22 protein-coding genes are annotated in these 25,503 nt (G+C 58.8%); 14 read left to right on the top strand and 8 right to left on the bottom strand.

Going from position 1 to position 25,503, the window contains the following annotated elements:
• Positions 1–68: 68 nt before the first annotated feature.
• Together ACX8ZY_RS13925 and ACX8ZY_RS13920 are read left to right on the top strand one after the other, a co-directional pair.
• Entirely contained in the window at positions 69–944 is an 876-nt protein-coding gene (locus ACX8ZY_RS13925) for an oxygenase MpaB family protein (RefSeq protein ID WP_335570041.1), read from the top strand.
• Between the two features lie 250 nt (positions 945–1,194).
• A complete protein-coding gene (locus ACX8ZY_RS13920) occupies positions 1,195–1,515 on the top strand; it encodes a hypothetical protein (protein WP_031591701.1) in 321 nt (106 codons plus the stop codon).
• On the opposite strand, the gene ACX8ZY_RS13915 is transcribed toward ACX8ZY_RS13920, so the two are convergent.
• Entirely contained in the window at positions 1,507–2,319 is an 813-nt protein-coding gene (locus ACX8ZY_RS13915; protein WP_122889071.1) for a DUF4225 domain-containing protein, read from the bottom strand. The genes ACX8ZY_RS13920 and ACX8ZY_RS13915 overlap by 9 nt on opposite strands.
• A gap of 522 nt (positions 2,320–2,841) precedes the next feature.
• Between ACX8ZY_RS13915 and ACX8ZY_RS13910 the strand changes: the two genes are divergently transcribed.
• The 3 genes from ACX8ZY_RS13910 (at position 2,842) to idi (ending at position 6,727) form a co-directional block, all read left to right on the top strand.
• Positions 2,842–3,951 carry a suppressor of fused domain protein gene (locus ACX8ZY_RS13910; RefSeq protein ID WP_033766757.1) on the top strand — a complete coding sequence of 370 codons (1,110 nt, stop codon included), beginning with the start codon at positions 2,842–2,844 and terminating at the stop codon, positions 3,949–3,951.
• A 191-nt stretch (positions 3,952–4,142) separates the two neighbouring features.
• The gene (locus ACX8ZY_RS13905; RefSeq protein WP_022625996.1) at positions 4,143–6,038 is read left to right on the top strand and encodes a methyl-accepting chemotaxis protein; all 1,896 of its coding nucleotides are present in this window, start codon (positions 4,143–4,145) and stop codon (positions 6,036–6,038) included.
• 146 nt (positions 6,039–6,184) lie between these two features.
• Positions 6,185–6,727 (top strand): isopentenyl-diphosphate Delta-isomerase, encoded by a 543-nt coding sequence (idi, locus tag ACX8ZY_RS13900; protein WP_050679469.1) that lies wholly within the window; start codon positions 6,185–6,187, stop codon positions 6,725–6,727.
• Between the two features lie 124 nt (positions 6,728–6,851).
• On the opposite strand, the gene ACX8ZY_RS13895 is transcribed toward idi, so the two are convergent.
• Positions 6,852–8,327: an MFS transporter gene (locus ACX8ZY_RS13895; protein WP_022625995.1), complete on the bottom strand. Its 1,476-nt coding sequence runs from the start codon at positions 8,325–8,327 to the stop codon at positions 6,852–6,854.
• A 306-nt stretch (positions 8,328–8,633) separates the two neighbouring features.
• Between ACX8ZY_RS13895 and osmF the strand changes: the two genes are divergently transcribed.
• The 4 genes from osmF to ACX8ZY_RS13875 are packed head-to-tail and all read left to right on the top strand — an operon-like array spanning position 8,634 to position 12,383.
• A complete protein-coding gene (gene osmF, locus ACX8ZY_RS13890; protein WP_031591709.1) occupies positions 8,634–9,545 on the top strand; it encodes a glycine betaine ABC transporter substrate-binding protein OsmF in 912 nt (303 codons plus the stop codon).
• Between the two features lie 3 nt (positions 9,546–9,548).
• On the top strand, positions 9,549–10,724 hold the full coding sequence (locus ACX8ZY_RS13885; protein WP_167429917.1) for an ABC transporter permease: 1,176 nt from the start codon (positions 9,549–9,551) through the stop codon (positions 10,722–10,724).
• On the top strand, positions 10,717–11,664 hold the full coding sequence (locus ACX8ZY_RS13880) for an ABC transporter ATP-binding protein (protein ID WP_010254263.1): 948 nt from the start codon (positions 10,717–10,719) through the stop codon (positions 11,662–11,664). Before ACX8ZY_RS13885 ends, ACX8ZY_RS13880 begins: the two co-directional genes overlap by 8 nt.
• The gene (locus ACX8ZY_RS13875) at positions 11,652–12,383 is read left to right on the top strand and encodes an ABC transporter permease (protein WP_033766765.1); all 732 of its coding nucleotides are present in this window, start codon (positions 11,652–11,654) and stop codon (positions 12,381–12,383) included. The genes ACX8ZY_RS13880 and ACX8ZY_RS13875 overlap by 13 nt, the downstream gene beginning before the upstream one ends.
• 175 nt (positions 12,384–12,558) lie before the next feature.
• Here ACX8ZY_RS13875 and ACX8ZY_RS13870 read toward each other — a convergent pair whose 3' ends face one another.
• On the bottom strand, positions 12,559–13,293 hold the full coding sequence (locus tag ACX8ZY_RS13870; RefSeq protein WP_010254274.1) for a MerR family transcriptional regulator: 735 nt from the start codon (positions 13,291–13,293) through the stop codon (positions 12,559–12,561).
• A gap of 149 nt (positions 13,294–13,442) precedes the next feature.
• Here ACX8ZY_RS13870 and ACX8ZY_RS13865 point away from each other — a divergent pair, with 149 nt between their 5' ends.
• The 4 genes from ACX8ZY_RS13865 to ybiB all read left to right on the top strand — a co-directional run bounded on the left by ACX8ZY_RS13865 (position 13,443) and on the right by ybiB (position 17,876).
• Positions 13,443–14,006: a helix-turn-helix domain-containing protein gene (locus ACX8ZY_RS13865; protein WP_010254278.1), complete on the top strand. Its 564-nt coding sequence runs from the start codon at positions 13,443–13,445 to the stop codon at positions 14,004–14,006.
• Positions 14,003–14,521 (top strand): GNAT family N-acetyltransferase, encoded by a 519-nt coding sequence (locus ACX8ZY_RS13860; RefSeq protein WP_421665046.1) that lies wholly within the window; start codon positions 14,003–14,005, stop codon positions 14,519–14,521. Before ACX8ZY_RS13865 ends, ACX8ZY_RS13860 begins: the two co-directional genes overlap by 4 nt.
• Positions 14,522–14,712: 191 nt before the next feature.
• On the top strand, positions 14,713–16,881 hold the full coding sequence (gene dinG, locus ACX8ZY_RS13855; RefSeq protein WP_182500372.1) for an ATP-dependent DNA helicase DinG: 2,169 nt from the start codon (positions 14,713–14,715) through the stop codon (positions 16,879–16,881).
• A gap of 26 nt (positions 16,882–16,907) precedes the next feature.
• Positions 16,908–17,876, top strand: a complete 969-nt coding sequence (gene ybiB / locus ACX8ZY_RS13850) for a DNA-binding protein YbiB (RefSeq protein WP_122458992.1) — start codon at positions 16,908–16,910, stop codon at positions 17,874–17,876.
• Between the two features lies 1 nt (position 17,877).
• Here the strand turns inward: ybiB and ACX8ZY_RS13845 are convergent, their stop codons facing one another.
• The 3 genes from ACX8ZY_RS13845 to hutH form a co-directional block, all read right to left on the bottom strand.
• Entirely contained in the window at positions 17,878–19,035 is a 1,158-nt protein-coding gene (locus ACX8ZY_RS13845) for a M20 aminoacylase family protein (RefSeq protein ID WP_421665045.1), read from the bottom strand.
• 200 nt (positions 19,036–19,235) lie between these two features.
• Complete coding sequence (hutU, locus tag ACX8ZY_RS13840; protein ID WP_033757077.1) at positions 19,236–20,921, bottom strand: urocanate hydratase; 1,686 nt, start codon at positions 20,919–20,921, stop codon at positions 19,236–19,238.
• A 15-nt stretch (positions 20,922–20,936) separates the two neighbouring features.
• Positions 20,937–22,487: a histidine ammonia-lyase gene (gene hutH, locus ACX8ZY_RS13835; protein ID WP_346451301.1), complete on the bottom strand. Its 1,551-nt coding sequence runs from the start codon at positions 22,485–22,487 to the stop codon at positions 20,937–20,939.
• A gap of 326 nt (positions 22,488–22,813) precedes the next feature.
• On the opposite strand from hutH, the gene hutC reads away from it, so the two are divergent.
• Positions 22,814–23,569: a histidine utilization repressor gene (gene hutC, locus ACX8ZY_RS13830; protein WP_010254300.1), complete on the top strand. Its 756-nt coding sequence runs from the start codon at positions 22,814–22,816 to the stop codon at positions 23,567–23,569.
• Here the strand turns inward: hutC and ACX8ZY_RS13825 are convergent.
• Together ACX8ZY_RS13825 and ACX8ZY_RS13820 are read right to left on the bottom strand one after the other, a co-directional pair.
• On the bottom strand, positions 23,553–24,095 hold the full coding sequence (locus tag ACX8ZY_RS13825; protein ID WP_187496013.1) for a HutD/Ves family protein: 543 nt from the start codon (positions 24,093–24,095) through the stop codon (positions 23,553–23,555). The two genes, hutC and ACX8ZY_RS13825, sit on opposite strands and share 17 nt — an antisense overlap.
• Positions 24,092–25,447 carry a formimidoylglutamate deiminase gene (locus tag ACX8ZY_RS13820; protein WP_421665044.1) on the bottom strand — a complete coding sequence of 452 codons (1,356 nt, stop codon included), beginning with the start codon at positions 25,445–25,447 and terminating at the stop codon, positions 24,092–24,094. The genes ACX8ZY_RS13825 and ACX8ZY_RS13820 overlap by 4 nt, the downstream gene beginning before the upstream one ends.
• Between the last annotated feature and the right edge of the window lie 56 nt (positions 25,448–25,503).

The following is a 25,503-nucleotide window of genomic DNA, read 5'->3' as shown; positions in this document are numbered from 1 at the left end:
AAGGTGACGCGGCGCGTCGTTAGCGTCCTGCTACGGCGCGCCGCGTCATATCCACTATCAGAGCCATCATGATTAATCTGCGTGACCGCATTCAGCAGCAGGTATTTCGCCTTAACGGCCTGTCGATGAATGAATTTGACCTCTCTCAACCGCCTGGCGATCCCGGCCTGTTTGGCCCGGACAGCGTGATCTGGCGCGTCCACGGTGACTTCACCTCCATGATGTGCGGCGGGATCAGCGCGCTGCTGTTGCAGATGCTGCATCCGGCGGCGCTGGCGGGCGTCTGGGATCACTCCAATTTCCGCGAAGATATGATGGGCCGCCTGCGGCGCACCAGTCAGTTTATCGCCGTGACCACCTACGGTAATTCGCAGGATGCACAGACGCTGATTGACCGGGTGAAACGCATTCACCTGAAAGTCAGCGGCGTTGATAGCGAAGGCAAACCCTATGCCGCCAGCGATCCGCATCTGCTGACCTGGGTGCATGTGGCGGAGACCAGCCGTTTCCTGGCCGCCCATCTGCGCTACAAAAATCCACACCTCAGCCGCGCCGAGCAGGATCAGTACTATCAGGAGGCGGCGCAGGTTGCCGAAGCGCTGGGGGCGGAGAAGGTACCGAAAAGCGTTGTTGATGTTGCGGATTATCTGCAACAGATGCGTTCAGAGCTGCGCTTTGATCATCGCACTGCCGAAGTGACGCGATTGCTGATGAATGCTCCCGCACCCAGCTGGCAGGCAAAACCGGTGATGAAAATCATGCTGAAGTCGGGATTCGGGCTGATGCCAGCCTGGGCGCAGGCAATGTCCGGTACTGAGATCGGCCGCTTTCAGCAGGCGATCATTGACCGGAAGATTAATGCGATTGCGGTGGGGTTAAGGTGGTCGATTCAGCGCGGTGCCTGGTATCGGGCGATGGTGCGGATGGGAAGGGTGGTGGGGTGAGGGGTTCACTGGTAAAAGGGTGGATTGCTTTAGCGCATAAAGGATTACTCAACCGCAGTGTTAGATATCGGGGCCTGGGCAGGTGCTTTTGTGCAGACGTTAACTTATTGGGGGTTAGTTACAACAGGCTGATTGGGGCAGATACTAACATCCGTTTTGTGCCAGCGACGGAAGTTGCCGCATGAGAGACATACGCGTATATAATTGCGGTAGAATGAATGCACATTTTATGGATGAAAGGTGAAGCACCATGAAAGTTAGTGAGGCAGATTTGCTAAAGTCGGGTTTTACTGATGCTGATTTGAAAAAAATTAAAAATAACCTTGAAAGCTATGGCGGTACTCTGGGGGAAGCCGTAGCGGATTTAAAAAACAGATTCAGGGTGCTGTTATGGATTATTTCTGGCTGCACGTTAGTCTTTATATTTCTTCTGTGTTTCTCCACTAAAACATATATTTTAGGCGGAGGCCTGTCTCTGCTAATCGGGGTAGTCATAGTGACGTTTATTCAACCGCCAATGCTGGCCTGGAAGTCATGGCGTTACTGCCGGTTGAATAAAGAGTTAGCGTGATTGCTCGTTTAGGCTGAGTAAATCAAATATCACTTTAGCTTTAACACCCCAGCCAACGATTTTCATGGTCAGCTTCGGACGGCTCATAGTGTCAACTTTACGGAAGTAATCACGGGGCATCCATCTGAACAGCCGCCATGCGCCAGGCTTTCTCGCCAGCCCCCTAATGCTGTAAATATCGGCAGTAAGCGTTACCGTATTATAAAAAGCCAGTCCTGACTCTGGCTTAAAACCCATAAATTCAGCAGCTTGCATTGCACCATCGGCAAACATGCCTTCTGTGTTCTCGCCAGAGAGGCGCGGAATGAGTTCTTTAGACAGCCCATTAAGCCCGTCCATAACGAGAACGGCACCGGCCAGTGCGCCGAGTGGCGTCATTGTCGATATCATCAAAGCACCGCCGACAACAGCAAAACCTGAAATTACAACACGAACAGCGGAAATCATGTAACCCACAATTTTGTTGTTTTCACGCACAAACTCCACTTTGGCGTAGAGTTCTGCTGTCTTTGAACGCAGCAATTGTCCCTGCTCTTCAAGATTTTCTGTCTCTGACCTAAGGTGCTTAACGCACTTCATGCATTCTTCATCAGATTTCGCCTGCCGGGCGGCGGCGAACTGCCGGTCAATAACCGATTTTATTTCCTGGACGAACTGCAACCGGGTTAGCCCATCCCTGAGATAGAAAGCTGACAACCTGTTAGCTGTATCGATAAGTTTCCTGGCTTCAAGGTTGACCATTGTTTCAGCCCAGGCTTTATTCCTCCCGCCTGAGCGCATTATTTCAAGCAATGCTGCGTCCATTTTTTATCTCCCTATACATTACATCATCGATAATACTCTCTGATTATCAGCTGTAAACAACCAAAGGCCGCTCCATCGGTAATCAGCGATGCCATAATAATAAGTAGCAGGCGACTACTCAAGCGATCGCCAGAATAAGCTGATCAATTGCGTCTGCAGCAAATGACTATGAATGGGTTAAAGATTTATACAGTCGGCCAGAAATTTAATTAATGGTTAAGGTAAAAAGGATATTTAATAAACACCGTTGTGCTGAATTAAACATACGATTCTGGAATGGCTTGCCCACGTCTCCTGAGTATCCTCAATATGAGTATTTATTCCGAACTTACGCTCCTCGCTCATAGTGGTCTCTGATACTAACAACGGCCACACTTCCAAAGCGCAGCACTTCACCAAAAACCCTCACCACACCTCCAACTCCCACACTTTGAGACTATTACCCTTGTCTCAGATAGCCGCAGCCAGGATCCTGCTCTATTCTCGGGGAAAATGGATTCCTCCAGGCTTTGTCGAGGCACTATGACGTACAAATCCCTGATTGCTGAAGTCCACAATCAGCAGCGCACCCTGACCGCCATTGTCGAACAGGATGAGCGCACTGCCTATTTTTACATCTGGCCAACCGACCTGTTCCGCAGCCAGTATGCGGTACGCGGCTGCTGGCTACGAAACCTGCTGCCGGCACCGGCGCAGGAAGATCGCGAGGCAATGGAGCAGGGCATAGCGCCGCTGCTCAGCGCCGAGTATTGCCGTAATCTGGAAGCAGAACCCGCGCTGGATCCAGCCGGTCTGCAGGTGCTATGGGAGCCGAGCGATGATGGCGCGGCGCTGTGGTACTACGGCCAACTGCTGGCGGTGATCCCTGGCTGGAGCCTCTATCAGGAGAAGCAGGTGAGCTTCTCTGCAGGTTGCATCAAAAAGAACCGGCTGACGGCACCGCTGGGTTCGGCATCAACCAATGACTACTACGCCCGTGCGGAGCATCAGCGTCAGTTCTGGCGCGAATGGCACGACGGCAGCGAGTGGGATAAGGTGCAGAACGATCTGATGGCCTGCTATCAGGCGCGCTTTGGCGAGTCAGTAAAGTATTACGCTATCGATCAGGGCAGCTGGCCGCCGATGGCGATCTCCCAGCACTGGCATCAGGGCGTCTGGTATTTCCTGACCATCGGCATGAGCATCCGGCCGATGCCGCAGGTCGATTATCTGTTTGATGAACTGGCACCGCAGTATCGCCGCATTGAACTCGGCATGGCGGTTGACGGTGAAGTCATGACCGAAGGCAACGCGGTGCAGATGGCCAGCGCGCTGGCGGAGTTCGTGCATCTGCCGTGGGCGCGGCTGACCTGGCTGGGCGAGGGCCATACGCTGGCGTCGGAAGTGGCCCCCGTCGGCTTTGAAAGCTTCCTGCTCGCCAATGAGCTGGCAACCGAACAGGCGCAGTTCTCGCTGCCAAAACGCGACGGCGATCGCCCGACTCTGCTCTGGACTACGCCGATTACTGAAACGGAACGGCAGTTCGCGCAGGCGGATGAACATGGTGGTCAGAAGTTACGTGAATTGTTAACGGCGGATGGCAATAATCACATCTTCCGCCCGCGCCAGCAGGTCGTCAGTTCAGAAGAGTAGGCCAGCAATAATGCGCCTGTTCGCCCATTCCCCGGCGCCCGCCGGGGATGTGATAGTTTCTATGTGAAATTAAATTTTTACAAAAATCAAACATTTCTCAAATATGTGATCCTGCTCATCTCAAGTTCCCGCTTGCCGCGCCGTTAAACCCGATCAGGCAATCGCGCCGCACCAGGTTCAGGGGAACGAAGATGTTTAAAACAACACAATCCCGCTTCACCGCAACAATGATCGCGTTCTTTGTTGCGCTTTTACTCGTTACAGTCTGGGTTATTAATCAGTTTGTCGCGCCACAGCTGGTCGATAGCGAAAGCCGTCTGGTTCGCTATCAGGTGGATTCGCTGGCTTCCGGTATCGTTGAACAGATGAACCGCGTTCAGGCCCAGCAGCGCGCCATTACCGAAGCCGCATCCGTCATGGACAGCGCCACTATCGACACCCTTTTACCGACGCTGGTTAACCAGTATCAGGACAGCAATGTGTTTGGTGGCGGGATCTGGCCACTGCCAAATCGTCGTGACCCGGCCAAAGAGAAGGACAGCAGCTTCTTTGCCCGTAATGCCAGCAATGAACTGCAGGTGAACACCTACTGGAACTCCGACGCGGCTGACAAATACTGGGAGCAACCCTGGTACAAAGATGGCATGGCCGCTCCGAAAGGCCAGTGTGCCTGGGCAAAAGCCTATCAGGATGCCGCCAGCCCGCAGCCGCGCACCAACTGTGCTATGGCCATCTACAAAAACGGCACGGCCTGGGGTGTCGCCACCATCGACGTGACGCTGGGGTTCTTTAACCAGCTGGCGAAGCAGATGGGTGAAACCATTCAGGGCAACGTCCTGATCGTCGAAGCCGATGGTAAAGTCGTGGGCAATGGTGCACTGGTGAATGCCGCACCGAAGCTGGAGAACCTGGCTGACGTGCAGATGCCGATGGCAGCACCGCTGAAAACGCTGCTTAACGGTGTTGGCAATCAGCCGCTGGAAACCACCTATGACAGCAGTGAAGGCGAGCAGACGCTGTTCGTGCAGGCCATTCCAGGCAGCCCGTGGTATCTCGCCAGCAGCCTGCCAACCAGCCTGCTGAAAGCGCAGTCTCACAACATGCTGACCCGTCTGGGTCTGGTGCAGATCCCCCTGGCGGTGATCCTGCTGCTGGTGTCGCTGGGCTTTGTCCGCGCCATGATGAAACGCCTCAACGTGCTGAACAGCAACATTGAAGCGCTGTCGACCGGTGGTGCGGATCTGACTCAGCGTCTGCCAGCCAGCAACAGCCCGGAGTTCAACGCCGTCGCGCAGAGCTTTAACCAGTTCATCAGCTATCTGCAGGGGCTGCTCCAGCAGGTGGGCGACAGCGCGCTGGCGATCACCGCCGCGTCGCGGGAAATTGCCAGCGGCAACGCTAATCTCTCTTCCCGTACCGAAGATCAGGCCAGCTCGATTGTGGAAACGGCCGCGTCGATGGAGCAACTGACCGGCACCGTGCGTCAGAACGCCGACAACGCCACCCACGCTAACCAGCTGGCGGGCGATGCCTCGCAGGTGGCCGCACGTGGCACCGAAGTGGTCCGTCAGGTGGTGACCACCATGGGCGAGATTCATCACTCATCCCGTAAAGTGGTCGATATCATCAGCGTGATCGACAGCATCGCATTCCAGACCAATATCCTGGCGCTGAACGCCGCGGTAGAAGCTGCACGCGCCGGTGAACAGGGCCGCGGTTTTGCGGTGGTGGCATCGGAAGTGCGCAACCTGGCACAGCGTTCAGCCAACTCGGCGCGTGAGATTAAAAAGTTAATCGAAGAGTCGGTGGCGAACATCGATACCGGCAGCGCGCTGGTCGAGCAGGCGGGTCAGACCATGGATGAGCTGATGAAGGGCGTGAGCAGTGTGACAACGCTGATGAGTGAAATCATGTCAGCCAGCCGCGAACAGAGCCTGGGCATCGAACAGGTTAACGTTGCGATTACCCAGCTGGATGGCACCACGCAGCAGAACGCCGTGCTGGTGGAGCAGGTTTCTGCTGCCGCGCAGGCGATGGAATCGCAGAGCACCCAGCTTGAGCGGGTGGTTCAGAGCTTCCGACTGTAATCCCTCTCCAGGCCAGCCTTGCTGGCCTGATTTTCTCTCTGCTTCATCCGCTTATCTCCGCCTGACCCGGGTAAAAAATCCTCGATGATCCGCCCAAACCGATAATTCTGTGCCAGAATAGTTGGGAATAATCTCAAGGAAACGCCATGTCTGCTATTGAAGTTATCCTCGTTGACCACCTCGATCGTCCCACCGGCAAGATGGAAAAGCTGGAAGTGCATGAAAAAGGATTGCTGCACCGCGCGGTGACGGTCTACGTCTTCAATTCCCGGCAGGAGCTGTTGCTACAACGGCGTGCCAGCGATAAATATCATTGTGGTGGCTTGTGGAGTAATACCTGCTGTGGTCATCCTTATCCCCATGAATCAACCCGCGACGCCGCCGAGCGCCGCTTGCGTGAAGAGATGGGGATGGTGGTGACGCTGACGCCGGTGTTTGAGCTGAGCTACAACCTGAAACTGAGCAATGGCCTGACTGAACATGAGTATGGTCACGTCTTCTTTGCCGTCTGCGACAGCCTGCCGCAGCTGAATCCGCAGGAAGCGGATGCCTGGGATTATCGCCCGATGGCGCTCATTGAGCAGCAGATGCAGCAGCAGCCACAGCAGTTCACACCGTGGTTTTTGCACACCTTCCCGCGCATCCCGGACTATCTGGAGCAGTTTCCTTTCCCGGAAGTCACCGCATAAAAAAACCGCACTAAGGTGCGGTTTCAATGCTGGCCGGAGAAGTCGGGCCGGGGTAAACAGTGCGCCAGGGTTATGAGCCCGTTTGCTCCCTGAGCCGGCGCGCTATCCACGCCCTGACCATTGATTATCGCTGCAGCTCGAAATCTTCCGCATCCACATCATAACCCGACGGTTCCCAGCGGATCGCCAGCAGCGCCAGCAGGCCCGCCAGTGGTGCAAGGAAGATCACCCAGAACACGCCGGTGCCCAGCGCCGCGACCAGCACCGGAAACAGAAACAGCGAAACGGTAGAGCTGCCGCGCATCAGCGTCTGGTTAAAGCCGACACCCACGCCGCGCAGCGACGTCGGATAGCTCAGCGACGCAAAAGTCATGGTATGCGAACCCGGCCCGAATCCCTGTCCAAACAGGAACAGCGCCAGCATGCCGATTGCCAGCGCGGCTTCCTGACCGCCTTCCGGACGACCAATCAGCGCCAGCCCGAGCAGCGCCACGCACTGACAGGCATAACCCGCCACCGACATCTTCCACGCCCCGAGGCGCGGCACCAGCCGCACCGCCAGTATCCCGCCGACAAAGGCGAACAGCAGATTCAGCGCCAGCGACACCAGAATGGTGGTAAGCATTGACTGGGCAAAGAAGCTGGAGATGATCACCGGCAAGCCAAACGCCACCGCGTTATAAGCAAAAGATGAGGCAATGGAAGTGATGGTCGCCAGCAATGTACGGCGGCGATAAACGCCCTGTAACAACGCACCATAGTTACGCCAGCTCGCCTTGCGCACCGGCATGGCAGGCGTCAGCGCTGCGTCGGGTGCCACCTGGGCATTAATACTCCACGCACTGCGTAAAATCGCCGCGGCACCTTTCAGGTCGCCCTGATTCGCCGCCCAAACCGGGGATTCGCTCATGTAACGGCTACGGATGGCGATGATGATAATCGCCGGAACGGCACCAAAACCAAGGATTAGACGCCAGAGCCAGTCGGTGTGGCTTTCGGGTAACACGGCATAGAGCAAGAGCACCAGCAGATAAGAGATGCTGATTGCCGCATACCAGGTTGGGCACCACATCGCCACGCTGGCCGCTTTATTTCCCTTGCCACGCAGTCGGGAAAACTCCGCCAGAAACGCCATCGCCACCGGCAGATCGATTCCGACCCCCAGGCCCATCACAAAACGCGCGCCGGCCAGCACGTACTCATTGGGGGCAAACGCACAGGCGATAGCCGCCACCACGAAAAAGAACATATCGGCCATAAACACCCGATAACGGCCAATTTTATCCGTGAGATAGCCGCCGATCAGCGCGCCGATAATGGCTCCGAAGGTGATTGCCGAGGCGACCATGCCGGTGCCGGTCGGGGTGAGATTAAATTCACGCGTGATGTCTTTGATGCCAAAGGCCAGTGCACCCAGGTCGTAGGCGTCAAGGAAGACGCCCCCCAGCGCAATCGCCACCACAATGCGGGCATTATTACGGGCGCTGTCGCCACTGTTCACTAATCGGGAGACGTCAGCTGCGCTGCGGATCCACTGTGTTTCGCCACCGGGCGAACTCCCTGTTGTTGCCACGTGGGCGGAAGAGGTCAGGTCGGACATGATGTTGTGCGTCTTTTATTATAAAAACAGATTTCCGAGAATAGCCGTTTAGACGCCCAGACGTAAATTCATTTCGGTTATATGAGATGAATTTATAATCTCAAATCGTTATCAATTTGCGATAAAGTCAGCTACATCGCCGCTGCGCCAGGCTACGCTTTTAAGGCAGATAATTTCCGCTGCACGCCTTGCCAGCCTCCCGCAGAGTGGCAGGAGGGCAGCCTGAACGCGCAGGCGCACAACGCCTTGTGAATCATCACGCACGAACAAAACGTAAAAACAACACACTGCGATAAGGAAAAAGCCATGGTCAGAATTCGGGGTTGGATGGGCGTCAGCGCTTTGCTGCTCAGCATGGGGATAGCACAGGCGGCAGACCCGGTGCGGGTCGGCTCGAAAATTGATACCGAAGGTTCACTGCTGGGCAATGTGATTCTTCAGGTGCTGGAAAAGCACGGGGTAAAAACCGTCAATAAAATTCAGCTCGGCACCACGCAGGTGGTGCGCGGTGCCATCACGGCGGGCGAACTTGATATCTATCCGGAATATACCGGCAACGGTGCATTTTTCTTCAATGATGAGAAAGACAGCGCCTGGAAAAATGCCACCGAAGGCTACGAGAAAGTGAAGAAGCTGGATGCGGAGAAAAACCATCTGGTCTGGCTGACGCCCGCTCCGGCTAATAACACCTGGACCATCGCTGTGCGAAAAGATCTGGCTGAAAAAAATCAGCTAAACTCTCTGGCGGATCTCAGCGCCTGGCTGAAAAAAGGCGGCACTTTCAAACTGGCGGCCTCAGCAGAATTTATTGAACGCAGCGATGCCTTACCCGCCTTTGAAAAAGCCTATGGCTTTGACCTCAAGCAGGACCAGCTGCTGTCGCTGGCTGGCGGCGATACCGCTGTCACCATCAGCGCAGCGGCACAGCAGACTTCCGGCGTAAACGCGGCGATGGCGTACGGCACCGACGGTCCGGTAGCGGCATTAGGTCTGCAGACGCTCAGCGATCCTAAAGGGGTTCAGCCGATTTATGCGCCGACGCCGGTGATCCGTGAATCGGTACTTAAAGCTTATCCAGAGATTGCAGAGTGGCTGAAGCCGGTGTTCAGCGCACTTGACGAGAAGACGCTGCAACAGCTCAACGCCAGAATCGCGGTCGACGGTCAGGATGCCAGCAGCGTAGCGACCGAATGGCTGCAGCAGAAAAAGCTGCTGTAACCGATGCAGATATCGCGGGAAGCGATACGCCGTCCGGTTGAGCAGCCGGTGGCACTGCTGCTGCTGACGCTGCTGACTCTGGCGCTGGTGGCATTGCCGTTTCTGAACTTCGCCCCGAACCGCCTGGTGGCGGGTGAACCGCTGATGGGCTGGCAGATTAGCCGCTTCGGGCTGTTGCTGCTGCCGCTGTTGACGCTGTGGCTGCTGCTGTGGCGGCAGCCGACCCGCATCACGCTGATGCTGGCGCTGCTGGCGGCAGAACTGATGCTGGCGGCGATTATCTGGCTCAGCGGTCATCAGGCCACTTTACTCAGCCAGCAGGGCAGCCGTCTGGCGCGCACCAGCTTTGCCAGCGGCCTGTGGTGCAGCGGCGCGCTGCTCCTGCTGCTGATCACCGATCAGGTGCGGCAACTGACCCGCCATCGGCTGGCACAGCTGCTGCTCAATCTGCAGGTCTGGCTGTTGCCGCTGCTGCTGCTGTTCAGTGGCCAGCTCAGCGATCTCTCCCTGCTGAAAGAGTATGCCAACCGCCACGCGGTGTTTGATGCCGCGCTGAGCCGTCATCTCACCCTGCTGGCGGGCACGGTGGTGCCTGCGCTGATGATTGCGCTGCCGCTGGGCGTCACGCTGTTCCGGCGGCCTGGCTGGCAGGGCGGGGTGTTCGGTGTGCTGAATGTGATTCAGACTGTGCCCTCGGTGGCGCTGTTTGGTCTGCTGATTGCGCCGCTGGCCGGACTGGCTCAGCAGTTTCCGTGGCTCGGCGACTGGGGCATCAGCGGCATTGGGATGGCTCCGGCGCTGATCGCGCTGGTGCTTTACGCCCTGCTGCCGCTGGTGCGCAGCGTGGTGGTGGGGCTGCAACAGGTGCCGCACGAGGTGCGTGAGAGTGCACGTGGCGTCGGCATGAGTGGCTGGCAGCAGTTTATTGCGGTGGATGTGCCGCTGGCGCTGCCGGTCTGGCTGGCGGGCCTGCGGGTAGTGGTGGTGCAGACGCTGGGCATGGCGGTGGTTGCGGCGCTGATTGGCGCGGGCGGCTTTGGCGCGATTATTTTCCAGGGACTGCTAAGCAGTGCGCTTGATTTGGTGTTGCTGGGGGTGATCCCGGTGATTGCGCTGGCGGTGGTCATCGATGCGCTGTTCCGCCTGCTGATCTCACTGCTGGAGAGAAAAGATGATTGAGTTTGACGGCGTTTCCCGCGCGTTTAACGGTAAAGCGGCGGTGAAAGATCTGTCGTTACAGGTGGCGAAAGGGGAATTTTGCGTGCTGCTTGGCACCTCCGGTTCGGGCAAATCGACCACCCTGAAGATGATCAACCGGCTGGTGGAGTTTGACAGTGGTGAAATCCGCTTTGCCGGAGAGTCGATTCGCCAGCTCGATGCCCGCACGCTGCGGCGGCGCATGGGCTACGCGATCCAGTCGATTGGTCTGTTTCCGCACTGGACGGTGCGGAAGAATATCGCCACGGTGCCAGTGCTGCTGGGCTGGCCCCGGGCACAGGTCAATGAACGTATCACGGCGCTGCTGGCGCTGCTGAATCTCGATGCGCAGCTGCTGGACCGCTATCCGCATCAGCTCTCGGGTGGGCAGCAGCAGCGCATCGGCGTGGCGCGGGCGCTGGCGGCGGATCCGGAAGTGTTACTGATGGATGAGCCGTTTGGTGCACTCGACCCGGTGACGCGCGGGGTGCTGCAACAGGAGATGTTGCGCATTCATCAACTGTCGGGCCGCACCATCGTGCTGGTGACGCACGACATCGACGAAGCGCTGACGCTGGCAGACCGTATTGTGCTGATGGATAACGGCGAGATTGTTCAGCAGGGCAGGCCAGTCGAGCTGCTGACCCAGCCGAAAAATGATTTTGTGCGCGACTTCTTTGGTCGCAGCGAAATGGGGGTACGGCTGTTGTCGCTGGAGCAGGTCGGTAATGCCGTGCGGCGCGGCGAGTGGCTGCCGGGCGAACCGATCGCTGCGGCACTGACGCTGCGCGATGCCCTGTCGCAGTTTATCGCCCGGCGTACCGATAAACTGCCGGTCATTGACGATCAGCAGCGGCCGCTGGGCGTGCTCCACTTTGGCGATCTGCTGCAACTGCGCGAGGATTTAACATGCGCAGGCTAAGGGATCCGCTGCTGTGGCTGGTGCTGTTCTACGGCGCGCTGCTGACCCTGATGCCTTACAGCGGGCCGCTGTTTCACCGCTGGTTTCCCGAACTGGCGCGGCCACTCTTTCAGCAGGAGAGCTTCTGGCAGCTGACGCTGGCGCATCTGTTTCTGGTGATCACCGCCAGCCTGCTGGCGATTGTGATTGGCATTGGCAGTGGTGTGCTGGTGACGCGGCGGGCGGGGCGGGCCTTCCGGCCGCTGATGGAAACCATTGTGGCGGCAGGGCAGACGATTCCGCCGGTGGCGGTGCTGGCAATTGCGGTGCCGGTGATGGGATTTGGCGCCTGGCCCGCAGTCGTGGCGCTGCTGCTCTATGGATTGCTGCCGATTTTACAGGGGACGCTGGCGGGTATTGATAGCGTACCGGCCAGCAGTCGGGAGATCGCCATCGGGGTCGGCATGAGTAGCTGGCAGCGACTGTGGCAGATTGAGCTGGCGCTGGCTGCGCCGGTCATCATCGCCGGGATACGCACCTCGGTGATCATCAACATCGGCACTGCTGCCATCGCCTCGACGGTCGGCGCGAAAAGTCTGGGATCGCCGGTGATTATCGGCTTAAGCGGCTTTAATACAGCCTATGTCATTCAGGGGGCATTACTGGTGGCGCTGCTGGCGATAGTCAGCGATCGCCTGTTTGAACGCCTGCAGCGCTGGCTTAGCGTGAGTGAACGATGAGAGAGTATCCCACCAGCATCAGACCGCCGGTGCCACCTGCCGCCATAATAAAAAACAGCGTGGCGAAGAAAGCTTTTTTACAGTTCATGGGTAAAACCTGAGCTCGTTAACAGTGAGGCGGGGATAATAGCGCGCGCAAGGCAGCAGGCAAAGTGCCCGGCGTGCGTTTTTGTTATCAGGCGGGATCGTGCAACCGCACGGCATAGCCCTGTTCCTGCCAGTGTGACAGCTGTTCCTGCTGGCGGCGGGTCAGTTTTTTACCGGTAAAGACAAACATATTCATGCCGGGAAAGAGTTCAGGACGCGGTAAATCCAGCGGTTCTGCCAGCACATCAATCCGCCAGCCATGCTGCGACAGACGCCAGCCTTCCAGCCAGATTCGGGTACGATCGTCGATACCCCAGCCAATAATCAGCGCATCTTTACCCGATTTTTTGCGGCTGCCGGTCAGGCAGAACGCGACATAATCGATCAGCAAACCATCCAGCAGACTGCACATGGTGCGGGCGGTGTTCTGATCCAGACTCAGCTTCTGGCGCACCGGCATAAAAACATGATCGATCAGCGCATCAATCGGATGTTCGCGACCAATCGCGGCAATTTTATTACGAAGTTTAGCGGGTCTGACGTGACGCAGGACGCTGATCAGCTCATCCTGGAGTGTGGTCCAGCCGTCATGGGCATCAACATCGCCACCTTCCAGCAGTGCCTTAACTTTACCGACCGGCACGCCGCTTTCAATCCAGCGCATGATCTCTTCGATGCGATGAACATCCTCTTCGTCAAACTGACGATGTCCGCCTTCGGTACGTTGCGGCTTCAGTAAGCCATAACGACGCTGCCAGGCGCGCAGGGTGACTGGGTTTATGCCACAGCGCTCGGCGACGTCACCGATACTGTATAAGGTCATAAATTCCTCTTTCGATTGGTCTGAGTGCAATTACCATAACGAAGCCGACTAAGTTGTACAATACATTTCTCGATGTACAACTTGACTGATACGCCGTTTATCCGTTATATCTCATAAAAGAGAATTTTTCCCAAATATGAGAAATCACCATGTCAGAGCTGAATACGGAGCAACGACTGGCGGTGAGGCTGGCAGAATTACGCCTGCAACGCGGCTGGTCGCTGGATGAACTTGCTGTCGCAACGGGCATCAGTCGTGCGTCATTATCGCGCATTGAGCGAAGCGAGACCAGCCCTACTGCTGCGCTGCTTAACCGTCTGTGTGTTGCCTACGGATTAACGATGTCGCGCCTGCTCAGTGAAGTGGAGGAGGAGTCCAGTTTGCTGATCAGAGATGACCAGCAGCCCGTGTGGCAGGATGAATCCAGCGGATTTATTCGCCGGAATGTCTCACCCCCTGCGCTTCATTTCCGATGCGAACTGATTGAGGGCAAATTACGGCCTGGTGCACGTATAGATTACGATGCGCCACCCATTCAGGGTCTGGAGCAGCATATCTGGCTACGCGAGGGCGGCCTCATCGTCACGATGGGGGCGCAGCAGTGGGCGCTGAAGCCCGGTGATTGCTTACGTTTTCATCTGGTCGGGAAATCGGCTTTTGAGGCGCACCTGACTGACGGCGCGCGCTATTTACTGGTGGTGGCGAAACCATGATCGATTACACAATACTTCGCGCCGACGAAGCGCAACCGCAATTGGATGAACTCACGGCGGTGCTGCAGGCCTGTGTGGCAGACGGCGCCAGCGTCGGTTTTATTGATGCTGAAGACGAAGAGGTGATAACGCGATTCTGGCAGCAGCGGATCGCCGGTCTGGCAGAGGGCGACAGCGAATTATTCGTTGCGCGGCAGCACGGTCGCATCGTGGGCACGGTCATTCTCAGTGGCAGCGCGATGCCTAATGGCCGACACCGGGCGGAGATCAGCAAACTGCTGGTGCATCCGCAGGCGCGCCGTCAGGGCATCGCGCGTGAGCTGATGCAGCGCGCTGAGCAGCAGGCCCGTGCGCAGGGCAAAACGCTGCTGGTGCTGGATACGCGCAGCGGCGATGTCGCCAGCGAGCTCTATCGCTCGCTGGGCTGGCAGGTGGCGGGGTCGATCCCGTTTTATGCCGAATCCACCGCGGGCGTGCTGGATGCCACCACCTATATGTACAAAGTGCTGGCGTAGCCAGCCGCTAGCTCATGCGGCTGGCCTTTCTTCGTGCCGGACCGGCCTGGGTTGACGGGCTGCCCGCACGACCCTGAAACGGGCAACTGCTGAAATTTACGACGTCGCACGAAAAATTCGGCGCGAAAGCTGACGCCAACAGGATACTGTGTAAAAATACAGGCCATATTTTCGGTGTGGTAACGCAAATCATGGCCCTGACAGCCGCAGTAAAAAGCCAGATAGCGCAATGGTATAAAGCGCTTCAGGAGCAGGTGCCTGACTTCATCCCACGTGCGCCGCAGCGCCAGATGATCGCCGAAGTGGCGAAGTGCCTGGCGGGCGACGATTCGCGCCATCTGGCGGTTGAAGCGCCAACCGGCGTGGGCAAAACCCTCTCTTATCTGATCCCGGGCATCGCGGCCAGCCGCGCCCAGGAGAAGCGGCTGGTGATCAGCACCGCCAACGTGGCGCTGCAGGATCAAATCTTCACCAAAGATCTGCCGCTGCTGAAAAAAATCATTCCCGATCTCACCTTTACTGCCGCCTTTGGCCGCGGGCGCTATGTCTGTCCGCGTAATCTGGCGGCGATGGCGGCCGATGACGATGAGCAGGGCGATCTGCTGCTTTATCTGGACGATGACGCCGTCAGCAGCACTAAAGAGGAGCAGACGCAGTGTGGCCGGTTGCAGAAATCGCTGGATCGCTATCAGTGGGACGGCCTGCGCGATCACAGCGACGAGAACATCAGCGACAGCCTGTGGCAGCGGCTCTCCACCGACAAAGCGAGCTGCCTTGGCGCACACTGTCGCTGGTATCGTGAATGCCCGTTCTTTGTGGCGCGGCGCGAAATCGAGCAGGTCGATGTAGTGGTGGCGAACCATGCGCTGGTCATGGCCGCAATGGAGAATGAGTCGGTGCTGCCACCGGCAAAAAACCTGATGCTGGTGCTGGATGAAGGGCATCACCTGCCGGAAGTGGCCCGCGATGCGCTGGAGATGAGCGCCGACATCACGCCGGGCTGGAGCAGCCTGCAGCTCGACCTCTTTATCAAGCTGGTGGAGAGCATTATGACGCAGATGCGGCCAAAATCGCCGCCGCCGCTGGCTAACCCGGAGCGGCTGAAAGCGCACTGCGATGAGCTGCGTGAACTGCTGACGATTACCGCTCAGGCGCTGAATCCGCTGCTGCCACCGCATAATCAGCCGGGCGAATTCCGCTTTGTGCTGGGGGCGTTGCCCCAGGAGTTGCTGGATCTCTGCGCCCGGCTCTTTAAGCTCAGCGATGCGCTGCGCGGCCTGAGTGAAGGTTTGATTAATGCGCTGAGCGAGCAGACAGGTAAAGTGGATGTGGTGCGACTGCATCGCAATCTGCTGCAGCTCAATCGCCAGTTTGGCTGGTTCGAATCGGTCAGCAAACTGTGGCGGCTGGCGGCGATGGAAAAAGCCTCTGGCGCGCCGGTGTCGAAGTGGATCACCCGCGAGCTGCGCGAAGGTCAGGCGCACCTGCTGTTTCACTGCGCCGGCATCCGCGTCAGCGACCAGCTGGAGAAGATGCTGTGGCGTAAAATTCCACACGTGGTCGTGACCTCCGCCACGCTGCGATCGCTTAACAGTTTCAACCGCCTGCAGGAGATGTCGGGACTCAGCGAGAAGGCGGGCGACCGCTTTGTGGCGCTGGACTCCCCGTTTAACCACGTGGAGCAGGGCAAGCTGGTGATCCCGCAGATGCGCTATGAGCCTCTGATGACGCACGAAGCGGAGCACATCGCGGAGATGGCCGGTTTCTTCCGGCAGCAGATGGCGGAGAAAAAGCACAAAGGCGTGCTGGTGCTGTTTGCCAGCAACCGGGCGATGCAGCAGTTTGTCGCCTGTCTGCCCGACCTGCGCCTCTCAATGCTGGTTCAGGGCGATCAGCCGCGCAGCCGCCTGGTCGATCTGCATCGTCAGCGCGTCGCCAAAGGGGAAACCAGCATCCTGATTGGCCTGCAGTCGTTTGCCGAAGGGCTGGATCTTAAAGGCGATCTGCTGAGTCAGGTGCATATTCACAAAATCGCTTTTCCCCCGGTAGACAGTCCGGTAATTTTGACCGAAGGCGAGTGGCTGAAAAGCCTGAAACGCTATCCGTTTGAGGTGCAGAGCTTACCCAGCGCCTCTTTTACCCTGATTCAACAGGTCGGACGCCTGATTCGCAGCCATCAATGTTATGGCGAAATCGTTATTTACGACCGCCGCCTGCTGAGCAAATCTTACGGCAGCCGGCTGTTAGCGGCGCTGCCGATCTTCCCGATTGAGCAGCCGGAAACGCCAGAGCCGGCAGCGATACCGGCCACCGTGGTGCCAAAAAACACGGTGCGTAAACGACGTCCCACGCGGCGCTGAGCCGCGCACTTAACCGGAAGCGAGTGATGGAACTGAATAAAATCATTAAAGAGATTGGTCGCGGTAAAAATCATGCCCGCGATATCGACTTTGATACTGCCGTGGCGCTCTATGGCGCGATGCTGGCGGGCGAGGTGCCGGACCTGGAGCTGGGCGGCATTCTGATTGCGCTGCGTATTAAAGGCGAAGGCGAAGCGGAAATGCGCGGCTTTTATCAGGCGATGCAGGCGCAGATGATGCAACTGCAGGCGCCGGAAAACCGCCCGATGCCGATTGTGATCCCCAGCTACAACGGTGCGCGTCGGCAGGGCAATCTCACGCCGTTGCTGGCGCTGCTGCTGGTGAAACTCGGCTTCCCGGTGCTGGTGCATGGCGTCAGCGACGACGCGACGCGCATCACCAGTGAAGCGGTGTTTGCCGCGCTAGGTATTACCCCCGTCACCACCGCAGAGGCGGCGCAGGCAAAACTCGATCAGGGCGAACTCGCCTTTATCACCATCGATCATCTCTGCCCGCCAATGGCGAAACAGCTGTCGCTGCGCTGGCGAATGGGCGTGCGTAACAGCGCGCATACGCTGGCAAAACTGGCGACCCCGTTTGCCGAACGTGCGGCGCTGCGTCTGTCGAGCGTGTCGCATCCGGAGTATGTGCCGCGTGTGGCGAAATTCTTCAGTGACATCGATGCGCCTGCGATACTGCTCAATGGCACCGAAGGGGAAGTCTATGCCAATCCACAGCGCTGCCCGGCGATCAGCATGATTCAGGGCGCAGGCGCGGAAGCGGAAGTGTGGGTTGAGCGTCAGCCCGAAGTGGCCGTTGAACTGCCGGCCGATAAGACGGCAGAGGTAACCGCGCGCTGGATTGAGCAGGTGCTGAATCAGCAGCGGCCGGTGCCCGCATCACTGCGACTGCAGCTCGCCTGCTGCCTGCGCGCCAGCGGCCAGTGCGACTCGCTGGCGGCGGCAGAGCAGCAGATCCTCGCCGCCGGTTACTGACTCAGGCTGCTGGCAGCGCCTGTTCAACCAGGTTCTGCCAGAAAGTAATGCCAATTGGCAGCAGCGCGTCGTTGAAGTCATAGCGGGCGTTGTGCAGTGGGGCGGAAGGCGTGTCGCCATCCGCGCCCAGCCAGAAGTAAGCACCCGGACAGGCCTCCATCATGCAGGCAAAATCTTCAGACGCCATTGACGGATTGACCTGCCACTGAACCTGTTCGGCCCCCAGCGTCGCCAGCGCCACCTCGCGCACCTGCTCAGCCGGGGCCGCATGGTTGGCGGTCACCGGATAGCCCGGTAACCACTCAATCTCACCGCTGACGCCAAACGGACGTGGCAGGGTAGCGACAAACTCATCAATCAGCCCGCGTACTTTTTCGCGCACGCTGGTCTGCAGGCAGCGCACCGTGCCGCGCAGTACAATCTGTTCCGGGATCACGTTGATCGCTTCGCCACCGTGGATCTGCGTCACGCTGACCACCGCCGAGGCGAGCGGCGAGAGGCGACGTGACGGAATCGTCTGCAGCGCCAGAATCAGCTCAGCCGCTACCACCATTGGATCGGCACCGCTTTCCGGCATCGCCGCGTGGCAGCTTTTGCCGTGCAGGGTAATCTCAAACGAATCCAGCGACGCCATCATGGCGCCAGGGTTAACCGCCAGTGACCCCAGCGGCAGGCCCGGCCAGTTGTGCATCGCATAGATCGCATCCATCGGGAAGCGCTGGAACAGTCCCTCTTCCACCATTTTGCGCGCACCGCCCAGGTTCTCTTCGGCAGGCTGAAAAATGAAATGTACCGTGCCGCTGAACTGGCGTGTGGCGGCCAGCTGTCGGGCGGCGGCCAGCAGAATGGCGCTGTGACCGTCGTGCCCGCAGGCGTGCATCACGCCGGGAGTGGCGGAACGCCATTCAGTGTCGCCTTTTTCCGTAATCGGCAGCGCATCCATATCCGCACGCAGCCCGATAACCGGGCCGGGACCGTTTTCCAGCGTGCCGATCACGCCGGTGCCCGCCAGACCACGAAACACCTGCAATCCCGCCCGCTCTAACTTATCAGCGATAAACTGGCTGGTTTGCTGTTCCTGGTAACCTAATTCGGGGTGGCGATGAAACTCACGGCGCCAGCGCAGGGCATCTTCAAGCAGGGCAGGGGAAAGGGTCATGCAGAGTCGCGCTCCATACAGAATGAGAAGATTTCACTTTAGAGGTCGGGTGGCGCTGCGTCTATCGCCGGCAGGACGAAATCTGGCTATAGGCTAAATCAAAATGGAATAAGTAATAAGGAAGTGATGTCCGGGCAGGGCTTCAGAAGGGAAAAACGCGAAGAAAACGGGGCAAGTCGCTGCCCGCCCCATTCAGCGTATTACTTCTGCATCGGCAGGTTCAGTTCATGCTCTGCCGCGCAACTTTGTGCCAGCTCATAACCCGCGTCGGCATGACGCATCACGCCGGTGGCCGGGTCATTCCACAATACCCGACCCAGACGCGCATCCGCCTCTTTGCTACCATCACAGACAATCACCATACCGGCGTGCTGCGAGAAGCCCATGCCGACACCACCGCCATGATGCAGGCTGACCCAGGTCGCACCGCCTGCGGTATTCAGCAGCGCGTTGAGCAGCGGCCAGTCTGAGATCGCATCTGAGCCATCCTTCATCGCTTCGGTTTCACGGTTAGGTGAGGCAACCGAGCCGCAGTCGAGATGGTCGCGGCCAATCACAACCGGCGCTTTCAGCTCGCCGTTGCGCACCATTTCATTGAACGCCAGACCGGCAAGATGCCGTTCGCCCAGTCCCAGCCAGCAGATACGCGCTGGCAATCCCTGGAAGGCGATGCGCTCCTGCGCCATATCCAGCCAGCGATGCAGCGTTTTGTGGTGCGGGAACAGTTCCTTGAGTTTCGCGTCGGTCTTGTAGATATCTTCCGGATCGCCGGACAGCGCCACCCAGCGGAACGGGCCTTTTCCTTCGCAGAACAGCGGACGGATGTAGGCCGGTACAAAGCCAGGGAAGTCGAAGGCGTTGCTGACACCCTCATCCAGCGCTACCTGACGGATATTGTTGCCGTAATCCACGGTCGGGATGCCCATATGACAGAAGTCGAGCATCGCCTGCACGTGGACCGCCATTGACGCACGCGCCGCTTTCTCTACTGCCTTCGGCTGTGAGACGCGCTCCTGCTGCCAGCGCGCCAGATCCCAGCCAGCCGGCAGGTAGCCATTAATCGGATCGTGCGCCGAGGTCTGATCGGTGACGATGTCCGGTTTTGGCCCGCCCGCCCGGGCGCGTTTCACCAGCTCCGGCAGGATCTCGGCGGCATTGCCCAGCAGCCCGACCGAAATCGCTTTTTTCGCCGCGGTCGCTTCGCTGATTAACGCCAGCGCTTCATCCAGCGTAGTGGCTTTATAATCTACATAGCGGGTACGCAGGCGGAAATCGATGCGCGACTCCTGACACTCAATCGCCAGCACACAGGCCCCGGCCAGAACGCCCGCCAGCGGTTGCGCGCCGCCCATGCCGCCCAGCCCGGCGGTGAGGATCCAGCGTCCGCTGAGGTCGTTGTTGTAGTGCTGACGTCCCGCTTCCACGAAGGTTTCGTAGGTGCCCTGCACGATGCCCTGCGCGCCGATATAGATCCAGGAACCGGCGGTCATCTGGCCGTACATCATCAGACCCGCTTTATCCAGCTCATGGAAATGATCCCAGGTTGCCCAGTGCGGCACCAGATTGGAGTTCGCCAGCAGCACGCGGGGTGCATCCGCGTGGGTGCGGAAGATGCCGACCGGCTTGCCGCTCTGGATCAGCAGGGTTTCATCCGGCTGCAGTGCCCGCAGCGAACGCAGGATCTGCTCGAAGCACTCCCAGTTACGCGCCGCCTTACCGATGCCGCCGTAAACCACCAGATCTTCCGGCCGCTCGGCAACATCGGGATCGAGGTTGTTCTGAATCATGCGGTAAGCGGCTTCAATCAGCCAGTTGGCGCAGTGCAGCGTGGTACCGTGAGGCGCGCGAATTTCACGTGCCACAGCCTGAGAAAGAGTTTCGCTCATGAAAGATTCCTTAATTCAAGAAGTTGGGCGCATGCTCGGCAGCAGCGCGGTCAATGCCTGAGGCCAGTCAGTGCGACTTGCCCACTGACGCATTGCCTCGATATCGGGAGCCAGCAGGCGATCCTCCTCAAGGAAGGCGACCTGCTCGCGAATGGTGTCGATGGCCTGCTCAATCAGCGCAGAGCTTTTCAGCGGCCGGTTGAATTCAATGCCCTGTGCGGCGGCCATCGCCTCAATGCCCACGACTGCGGCGCTGTTAAAGCACATGCTGCCGAGACGGCGGGCGGCGTAGGTCGCCATCGAGACGTGATCTTCCTGATTAGCGGAGGTCGGCAGGCTGTCGACGCTGCCCGGATGGGCCAGCGATTTGTTCTCAGAGGCCAGGGCTGCGGCGGTCACCTGGGCGATCATAAAGCCGGAGTTTACGCCGCCGTCGCGCACCAGGAAGGGCGGCAGGCCCGACAAGCCGCTGTCCAGCAGCAGCGCCAGCCGTCGCTCGGAGATGGCCCCGACTTCGGCAATCGCCAGCGCCAGGATGTCCGCAGCAAAGGCCACCGGTTCTGCGTGGAAGTTGCCGCCGGAGATCACATCGCCGCTGTCACTGAACACCAGCGGGTTGTCAGAGGCCGCGTTCGCTTCGATTTCCAGAATCCGCGCGGCGTGGCTGAAGTTGTCCAGGCAGGCACCCATCACCTGTGGCACGCAGCGGATGGAGTAGGGATCCTGAACGCGGCCGCAATGCTTATGCGACAGCACTATTTCACTGCCCTCAATCAGGGTGCTGACGGCAGCGGCGACGGCAATCTGACCATGCTGGCCGCGCGCCTGATGGATACGGGCGTCGAACGGTTTTAGCGAGCCTTTAATCGCCTCCAGCGACAGCGCACCGGCCATCAGACCAGCGGCAAACAGGTTTTCACCCTCAAACAGGCCGCGCAGCGCCAGTGCAGTTGAGACCTGGGTGCCGTTAAGCAGCGCCAGTCCCTCTTTCGGGCCGAGTACAAACGGCGACAGACCTACACTTGCCAGGCCTTCGGTTGCCGGGATCAACTCACCCCTGAGCCGGACCTGACCTTCGCCCAGCAGCATCAGGGACATGTGCGCCAGCGGCGCCAGATCGCCGGAGGCACCGACCGAGCCTTTTTCCGGGATGCAGGGCATGACACCCGCATTGAACAGCGCCAGCAGCGCCTCAACCAGTTCGATTCGCACGCCAGAGTGACCGCGTGCCAGGCTGATGATTTTGGTGGCGACCACCAGGCGGGTAACATTGTCGGGCAGCAGATCGCCCAGCCCGACGCTGTGTGACAGCACCAGATTACGCTGCAGATCCGCCAGCCGACTGGCCGGGATTTGCGTCTGCGCCAGCTTGCCGAAGCCGGTATTAATGCCATATACCACGTTGCCAGAGGCGACAATCGCATCCACGGTCTGCTGCGCCGCCGCAATTGCCTGACGCGCGGGCTCATCAAGCGTCAGCGTGACGTTGCCCTGATAGATAGCGCGTAATGTGGCGAGGTCCACCTCGCCTGGCACCAGGCGCAAAACCTGAAACGAACCTGACATAGTCTACTCCTGTCTATACAAGTGTGCTGGTGTGGCTAAACTGCTCTCCTTGCCCTGATCCAGCGGAATAATACGAGTGAAACATAAGCGTTAATTCTTGTCTATGCTTGTCTATACAATCAAAGGGAGCAAGCAAGTGCCGTGCCAGGCCGATCACAAAAATCGATTGCCCGTCCGCTGCGGGTTGACTATTTAGCGCTACTCAGAGGCTGCACCATCAGGATGCGCAGGCTGCACCATTGGGGCACCGCGCAGCGTACTGGATGTATATACATTCACACGGTGAGACAGTAAACTTAGGGGACTTTCAGCATAAGGAACAGCAAATGGTTGAGCATACGGCACTGGCACAACTGGCGGCGGCAATGAGCGATGAGCCTGCCCCGATTTATCAGCGGGTGAAGCAGGCCATCGTCAGCCAGATCCGTGAAGGGTTGTGGAAAGCGAATCAGCGTGTGCCATCAGAAAGTGAACTGGTGAATGAACTGGGCGTCAGCCGCATGACCATTAACCGGGCGCTGCGTGAACTCACCAGCGAAGGCTTTCTGGTGCGGATGCAGGGCGTCGGAACCTTCGTGGCGGAGATGAAAGGCTACACCGCCATGCTGGAGGTGCATAACATCGCCGATGAGATCGCTCAGCGCGGCCATCAGCACAGCTGCAAAATCCTCGCCATCGGTCAGGACAAAGCCGATCCAGAGCAGGCGGCGGTGCTGGGACTGACTACCGGGCAGACGCTCTATCATTCGCTGATTGTGCATTACGAAAATGATCTGCCGGTGCAGCTGGAGGACCGTCTGGTCAATCCGCTGGTCGCACCCGATTACCTGACGCAGGATTATCAGCAGATGACGCCTTACACCTATCTGATGCGCGTCGCGCCGCTGACGGCGGGCGAGCACATTGTTGAAGCGGTGTTGCCCGATGCGCGTCAGCGTAAACATCTGTCGGTGGATGAGCACGAACCCTGCCTGCTGATTCGCCGTCAGACCTGGAGCGACACTAAAATCGTGACCTATGCGCGGCTGCTCTATCCCGGCTCACGTTACAAATTACTGGGCCGCTTCAGAGGACACGGTTAAGACGGGTAAACAGCAGCCGGGCATCGGTATCGCACGGGCTGAGTGCTGTTTCTTCATCGACCCACCACGCGCCCTGCTGCGCAGTCAGCCGTTCCCCGTCAGCCATCTGCCAGGCGCCAGCCAGCACCCAGGCAACGCCATGCAGAGTGCTGACCGGCGTGGTCACCATCTCCACCGCTGCCTGCCATTCCCCGCGCCGCGTCATAATATTAAAATCTTCGCTGACGCTGCCCTGCAGCTTTGCCGTTAAGGCGAGTTCGCCGGCAAACGCCCAGGGCTGCTGAGGCGTCAGTAAGTGCTGCACGCCCGGCGCGGTCAGCAACACCGGATCGCCATGCAGCAGGGTAATCACCCGATCAATGTCAGAAAAGGCTGAGAAGGGACCATCCTGCGCCAGCGTCGCAATGCTGGCGCGCCAGCCGAAGCGCTCCGCGCCGGGTGGAAAGCTGATGATTTCGCGGGTTTCGCCGCCGCCGTTGCGCCAGCGGCTGACCGCCAGCTCCGCGTATGTGAACCGGGCGATCATCGCAGCGTCTCCATCGCCTGAGCAAAGCGGGCGGCACACGCCGTCTGGTGCGGATGCACCCCATCTTCTACCACGGCTTTACCCGCCACATAAACGTCCCGAATCTGATCGCGCTGCCCGGCAAAGAGCCAGCGGTTGAGGACGGCGTGCGACCCGACGCTGCCGAGCCACGCCTCATCCCGCAGCACCAGCCAGTCGGCACGTTGTCCCACCGCCAGCGTGCCCTGCTGAATGCCACACGCCTGCGCACCGCCTGCTGCTGCCTGTTGCCACAGCAGATCGCCTACCGACGGCTGGCCGGGCAGGGTAATCCGGTTGCGGCGCTGGTCGCGCAGTCGCTGAGCATACTCCAGCCAGCGCAGCTCCTCCTGGGCGCTCAGCGAAACGTGACTGTCAGAGCCGATGCCCCAGCGTCCGCCCTGCGCGATGTACTCCACTGCCGGAAAGATGCCGTCACCGAGGTTGGCTTCGGTGGTCGGGCAGAGACCCGCCACTGCGCCGCTGCGGGCGAGACGCGCCAGCTCACTCTCATCCAGATGGGTGGCGTGGATCAGGCACCAGCGCGCATCCACCTCAAAGCGGTTCAGCAGCCAGGCCACCGGACGCTCGCCGCTCCACGCCAGCGAGTCATTCACCTCTTTCTGCTGTTCAGCCACATGGATATGTACCGGCAGCGTCGTATCACTGGCCGCCAGCACGTCCTGCATCTGGCTTTCACTCACCGCCCGCAGTGAATGGAAACAGAGGCCACGGTTCAGCAGTGGCCTTTGCTGCTGCCACGTATCAAGCCGCGCCTGCTGTTGCAGATAGCGGTCGGTCTGCTGGATAAAACGCTTCTGACCCGCCGACGCTGGCTGGCTGCCGAAGCCGCTGTAGCTGTAGAGCACCGGCAGCAGCGTCTGGCCGATACCGGCGATCTCCGCCGCTTCAATCAGCTGTTGCAGCATCGCATCATCACTGTAGGGCGCACCCTGTGTGTCGTGGTGCAGGTAGTGAAACTCTGCCACCTGGGTGTAGCCGCCTTTCAGCATCTCGATGTAGAGCAGGGCGGCAATATCGCCCACCTGTTGCGGCGTCAGGCGCTGCACCATGCGGTACATCAGATCCCGCCACGTCCAGAAACTGTCCTGAGGATCGCCCGCCACTTCAGCCAGACCCGCCATGGCACGCTGGAAGGCGTGCGAGTGCAGGTTGGCGATTGCCGGGATCACCTCGCCGTTGAGCCGGATAGCCTGATCAGCGTGGCTATCCGGAGTAATAGAGTCGATAAAACCGGCCTGATTGACCGTGATACGCACCTGCTGCTGCCAGCCCTCCGCCAGCAGGGCACGCGAGGCAAAAAAAGTCGCCATGGTTGATCCTCATCGGATGTGGTTGTATATACATATACATACTTTGAGGCACAGTG

Source organism: Pantoea sp. XAF26B01_ASV70 (assembly GCF_054512635.1).
The sequence above is the reverse complement of the archived record's forward strand: the minus strand, read 5'-3'. Positions and strand labels throughout refer to the sequence as shown.

What these genes read in the sequence shown, in the direction of transcription:
- ACX8ZY_RS13925 (WP_335570041.1), top strand. Translation starts at nt 69, where the DNA reads ATGATTAATCTGCGTGACCGCATTCAGCAGCAGGTATTTCGCCTTAAC.
- ACX8ZY_RS13920 (WP_031591701.1), top strand. Translation starts at nt 1,195, where the DNA reads ATGAAAGTTAGTGAGGCAGATTTGCTAAAGTCGGGTTTTACTGATGCT.
- ACX8ZY_RS13915 (WP_122889071.1), bottom strand. Translation starts at nt 2,319, where the DNA reads ATGGACGCAGCATTGCTTGAAATAATGCGCTCAGGCGGGAGGAATAAA.
- ACX8ZY_RS13910 (WP_033766757.1), top strand. Translation starts at nt 2,842, where the DNA reads ATGACGTACAAATCCCTGATTGCTGAAGTCCACAATCAGCAGCGCACC.
- ACX8ZY_RS13905 (WP_022625996.1), top strand. Translation starts at nt 4,143, where the DNA reads ATGTTTAAAACAACACAATCCCGCTTCACCGCAACAATGATCGCGTTC.
- idi (WP_050679469.1), top strand. Translation starts at nt 6,185, where the DNA reads ATGTCTGCTATTGAAGTTATCCTCGTTGACCACCTCGATCGTCCCACC.
- ACX8ZY_RS13895 (WP_022625995.1), bottom strand. Translation starts at nt 8,327, where the DNA reads ATGTCCGACCTGACCTCTTCCGCCCACGTGGCAACAACAGGGAGTTCG.
- osmF (WP_031591709.1), top strand. Translation starts at nt 8,634, where the DNA reads ATGGTCAGAATTCGGGGTTGGATGGGCGTCAGCGCTTTGCTGCTCAGC.
- ACX8ZY_RS13885 (WP_167429917.1), top strand. Translation starts at nt 9,549, where the DNA reads ATGCAGATATCGCGGGAAGCGATACGCCGTCCGGTTGAGCAGCCGGTG.
- ACX8ZY_RS13880 (WP_010254263.1), top strand. Translation starts at nt 10,717, where the DNA reads ATGATTGAGTTTGACGGCGTTTCCCGCGCGTTTAACGGTAAAGCGGCG.
- ACX8ZY_RS13875 (WP_033766765.1), top strand. Translation starts at nt 11,652, where the DNA reads ATGCGCAGGCTAAGGGATCCGCTGCTGTGGCTGGTGCTGTTCTACGGC.
- ACX8ZY_RS13870 (WP_010254274.1), bottom strand. Translation starts at nt 13,293, where the DNA reads ATGACCTTATACAGTATCGGTGACGTCGCCGAGCGCTGTGGCATAAAC.
- ACX8ZY_RS13865 (WP_010254278.1), top strand. Translation starts at nt 13,443, where the DNA reads ATGTCAGAGCTGAATACGGAGCAACGACTGGCGGTGAGGCTGGCAGAA.
- ACX8ZY_RS13860 (WP_421665046.1), top strand. Translation starts at nt 14,003, where the DNA reads ATGATCGATTACACAATACTTCGCGCCGACGAAGCGCAACCGCAATTG.
- dinG (WP_182500372.1), top strand. Translation starts at nt 14,713, where the DNA reads ATGGCCCTGACAGCCGCAGTAAAAAGCCAGATAGCGCAATGGTATAAA.
- ybiB (WP_122458992.1), top strand. Translation starts at nt 16,908, where the DNA reads ATGGAACTGAATAAAATCATTAAAGAGATTGGTCGCGGTAAAAATCAT.
- ACX8ZY_RS13845 (WP_421665045.1), bottom strand. Translation starts at nt 19,035, where the DNA reads ATGACCCTTTCCCCTGCCCTGCTTGAAGATGCCCTGCGCTGGCGCCGT.
- hutU (WP_033757077.1), bottom strand. Translation starts at nt 20,921, where the DNA reads ATGAGCGAAACTCTTTCTCAGGCTGTGGCACGTGAAATTCGCGCGCCT.
- hutH (WP_346451301.1), bottom strand. Translation starts at nt 22,487, where the DNA reads ATGTCAGGTTCGTTTCAGGTTTTGCGCCTGGTGCCAGGCGAGGTGGAC.
- hutC (WP_010254300.1), top strand. Translation starts at nt 22,814, where the DNA reads ATGGTTGAGCATACGGCACTGGCACAACTGGCGGCGGCAATGAGCGAT.
- ACX8ZY_RS13825 (WP_187496013.1), bottom strand. Translation starts at nt 24,095, where the DNA reads ATGATCGCCCGGTTCACATACGCGGAGCTGGCGGTCAGCCGCTGGCGC.
- ACX8ZY_RS13820 (WP_421665044.1), bottom strand. Translation starts at nt 25,447, where the DNA reads ATGGCGACTTTTTTTGCCTCGCGTGCCCTGCTGGCGGAGGGCTGGCAG.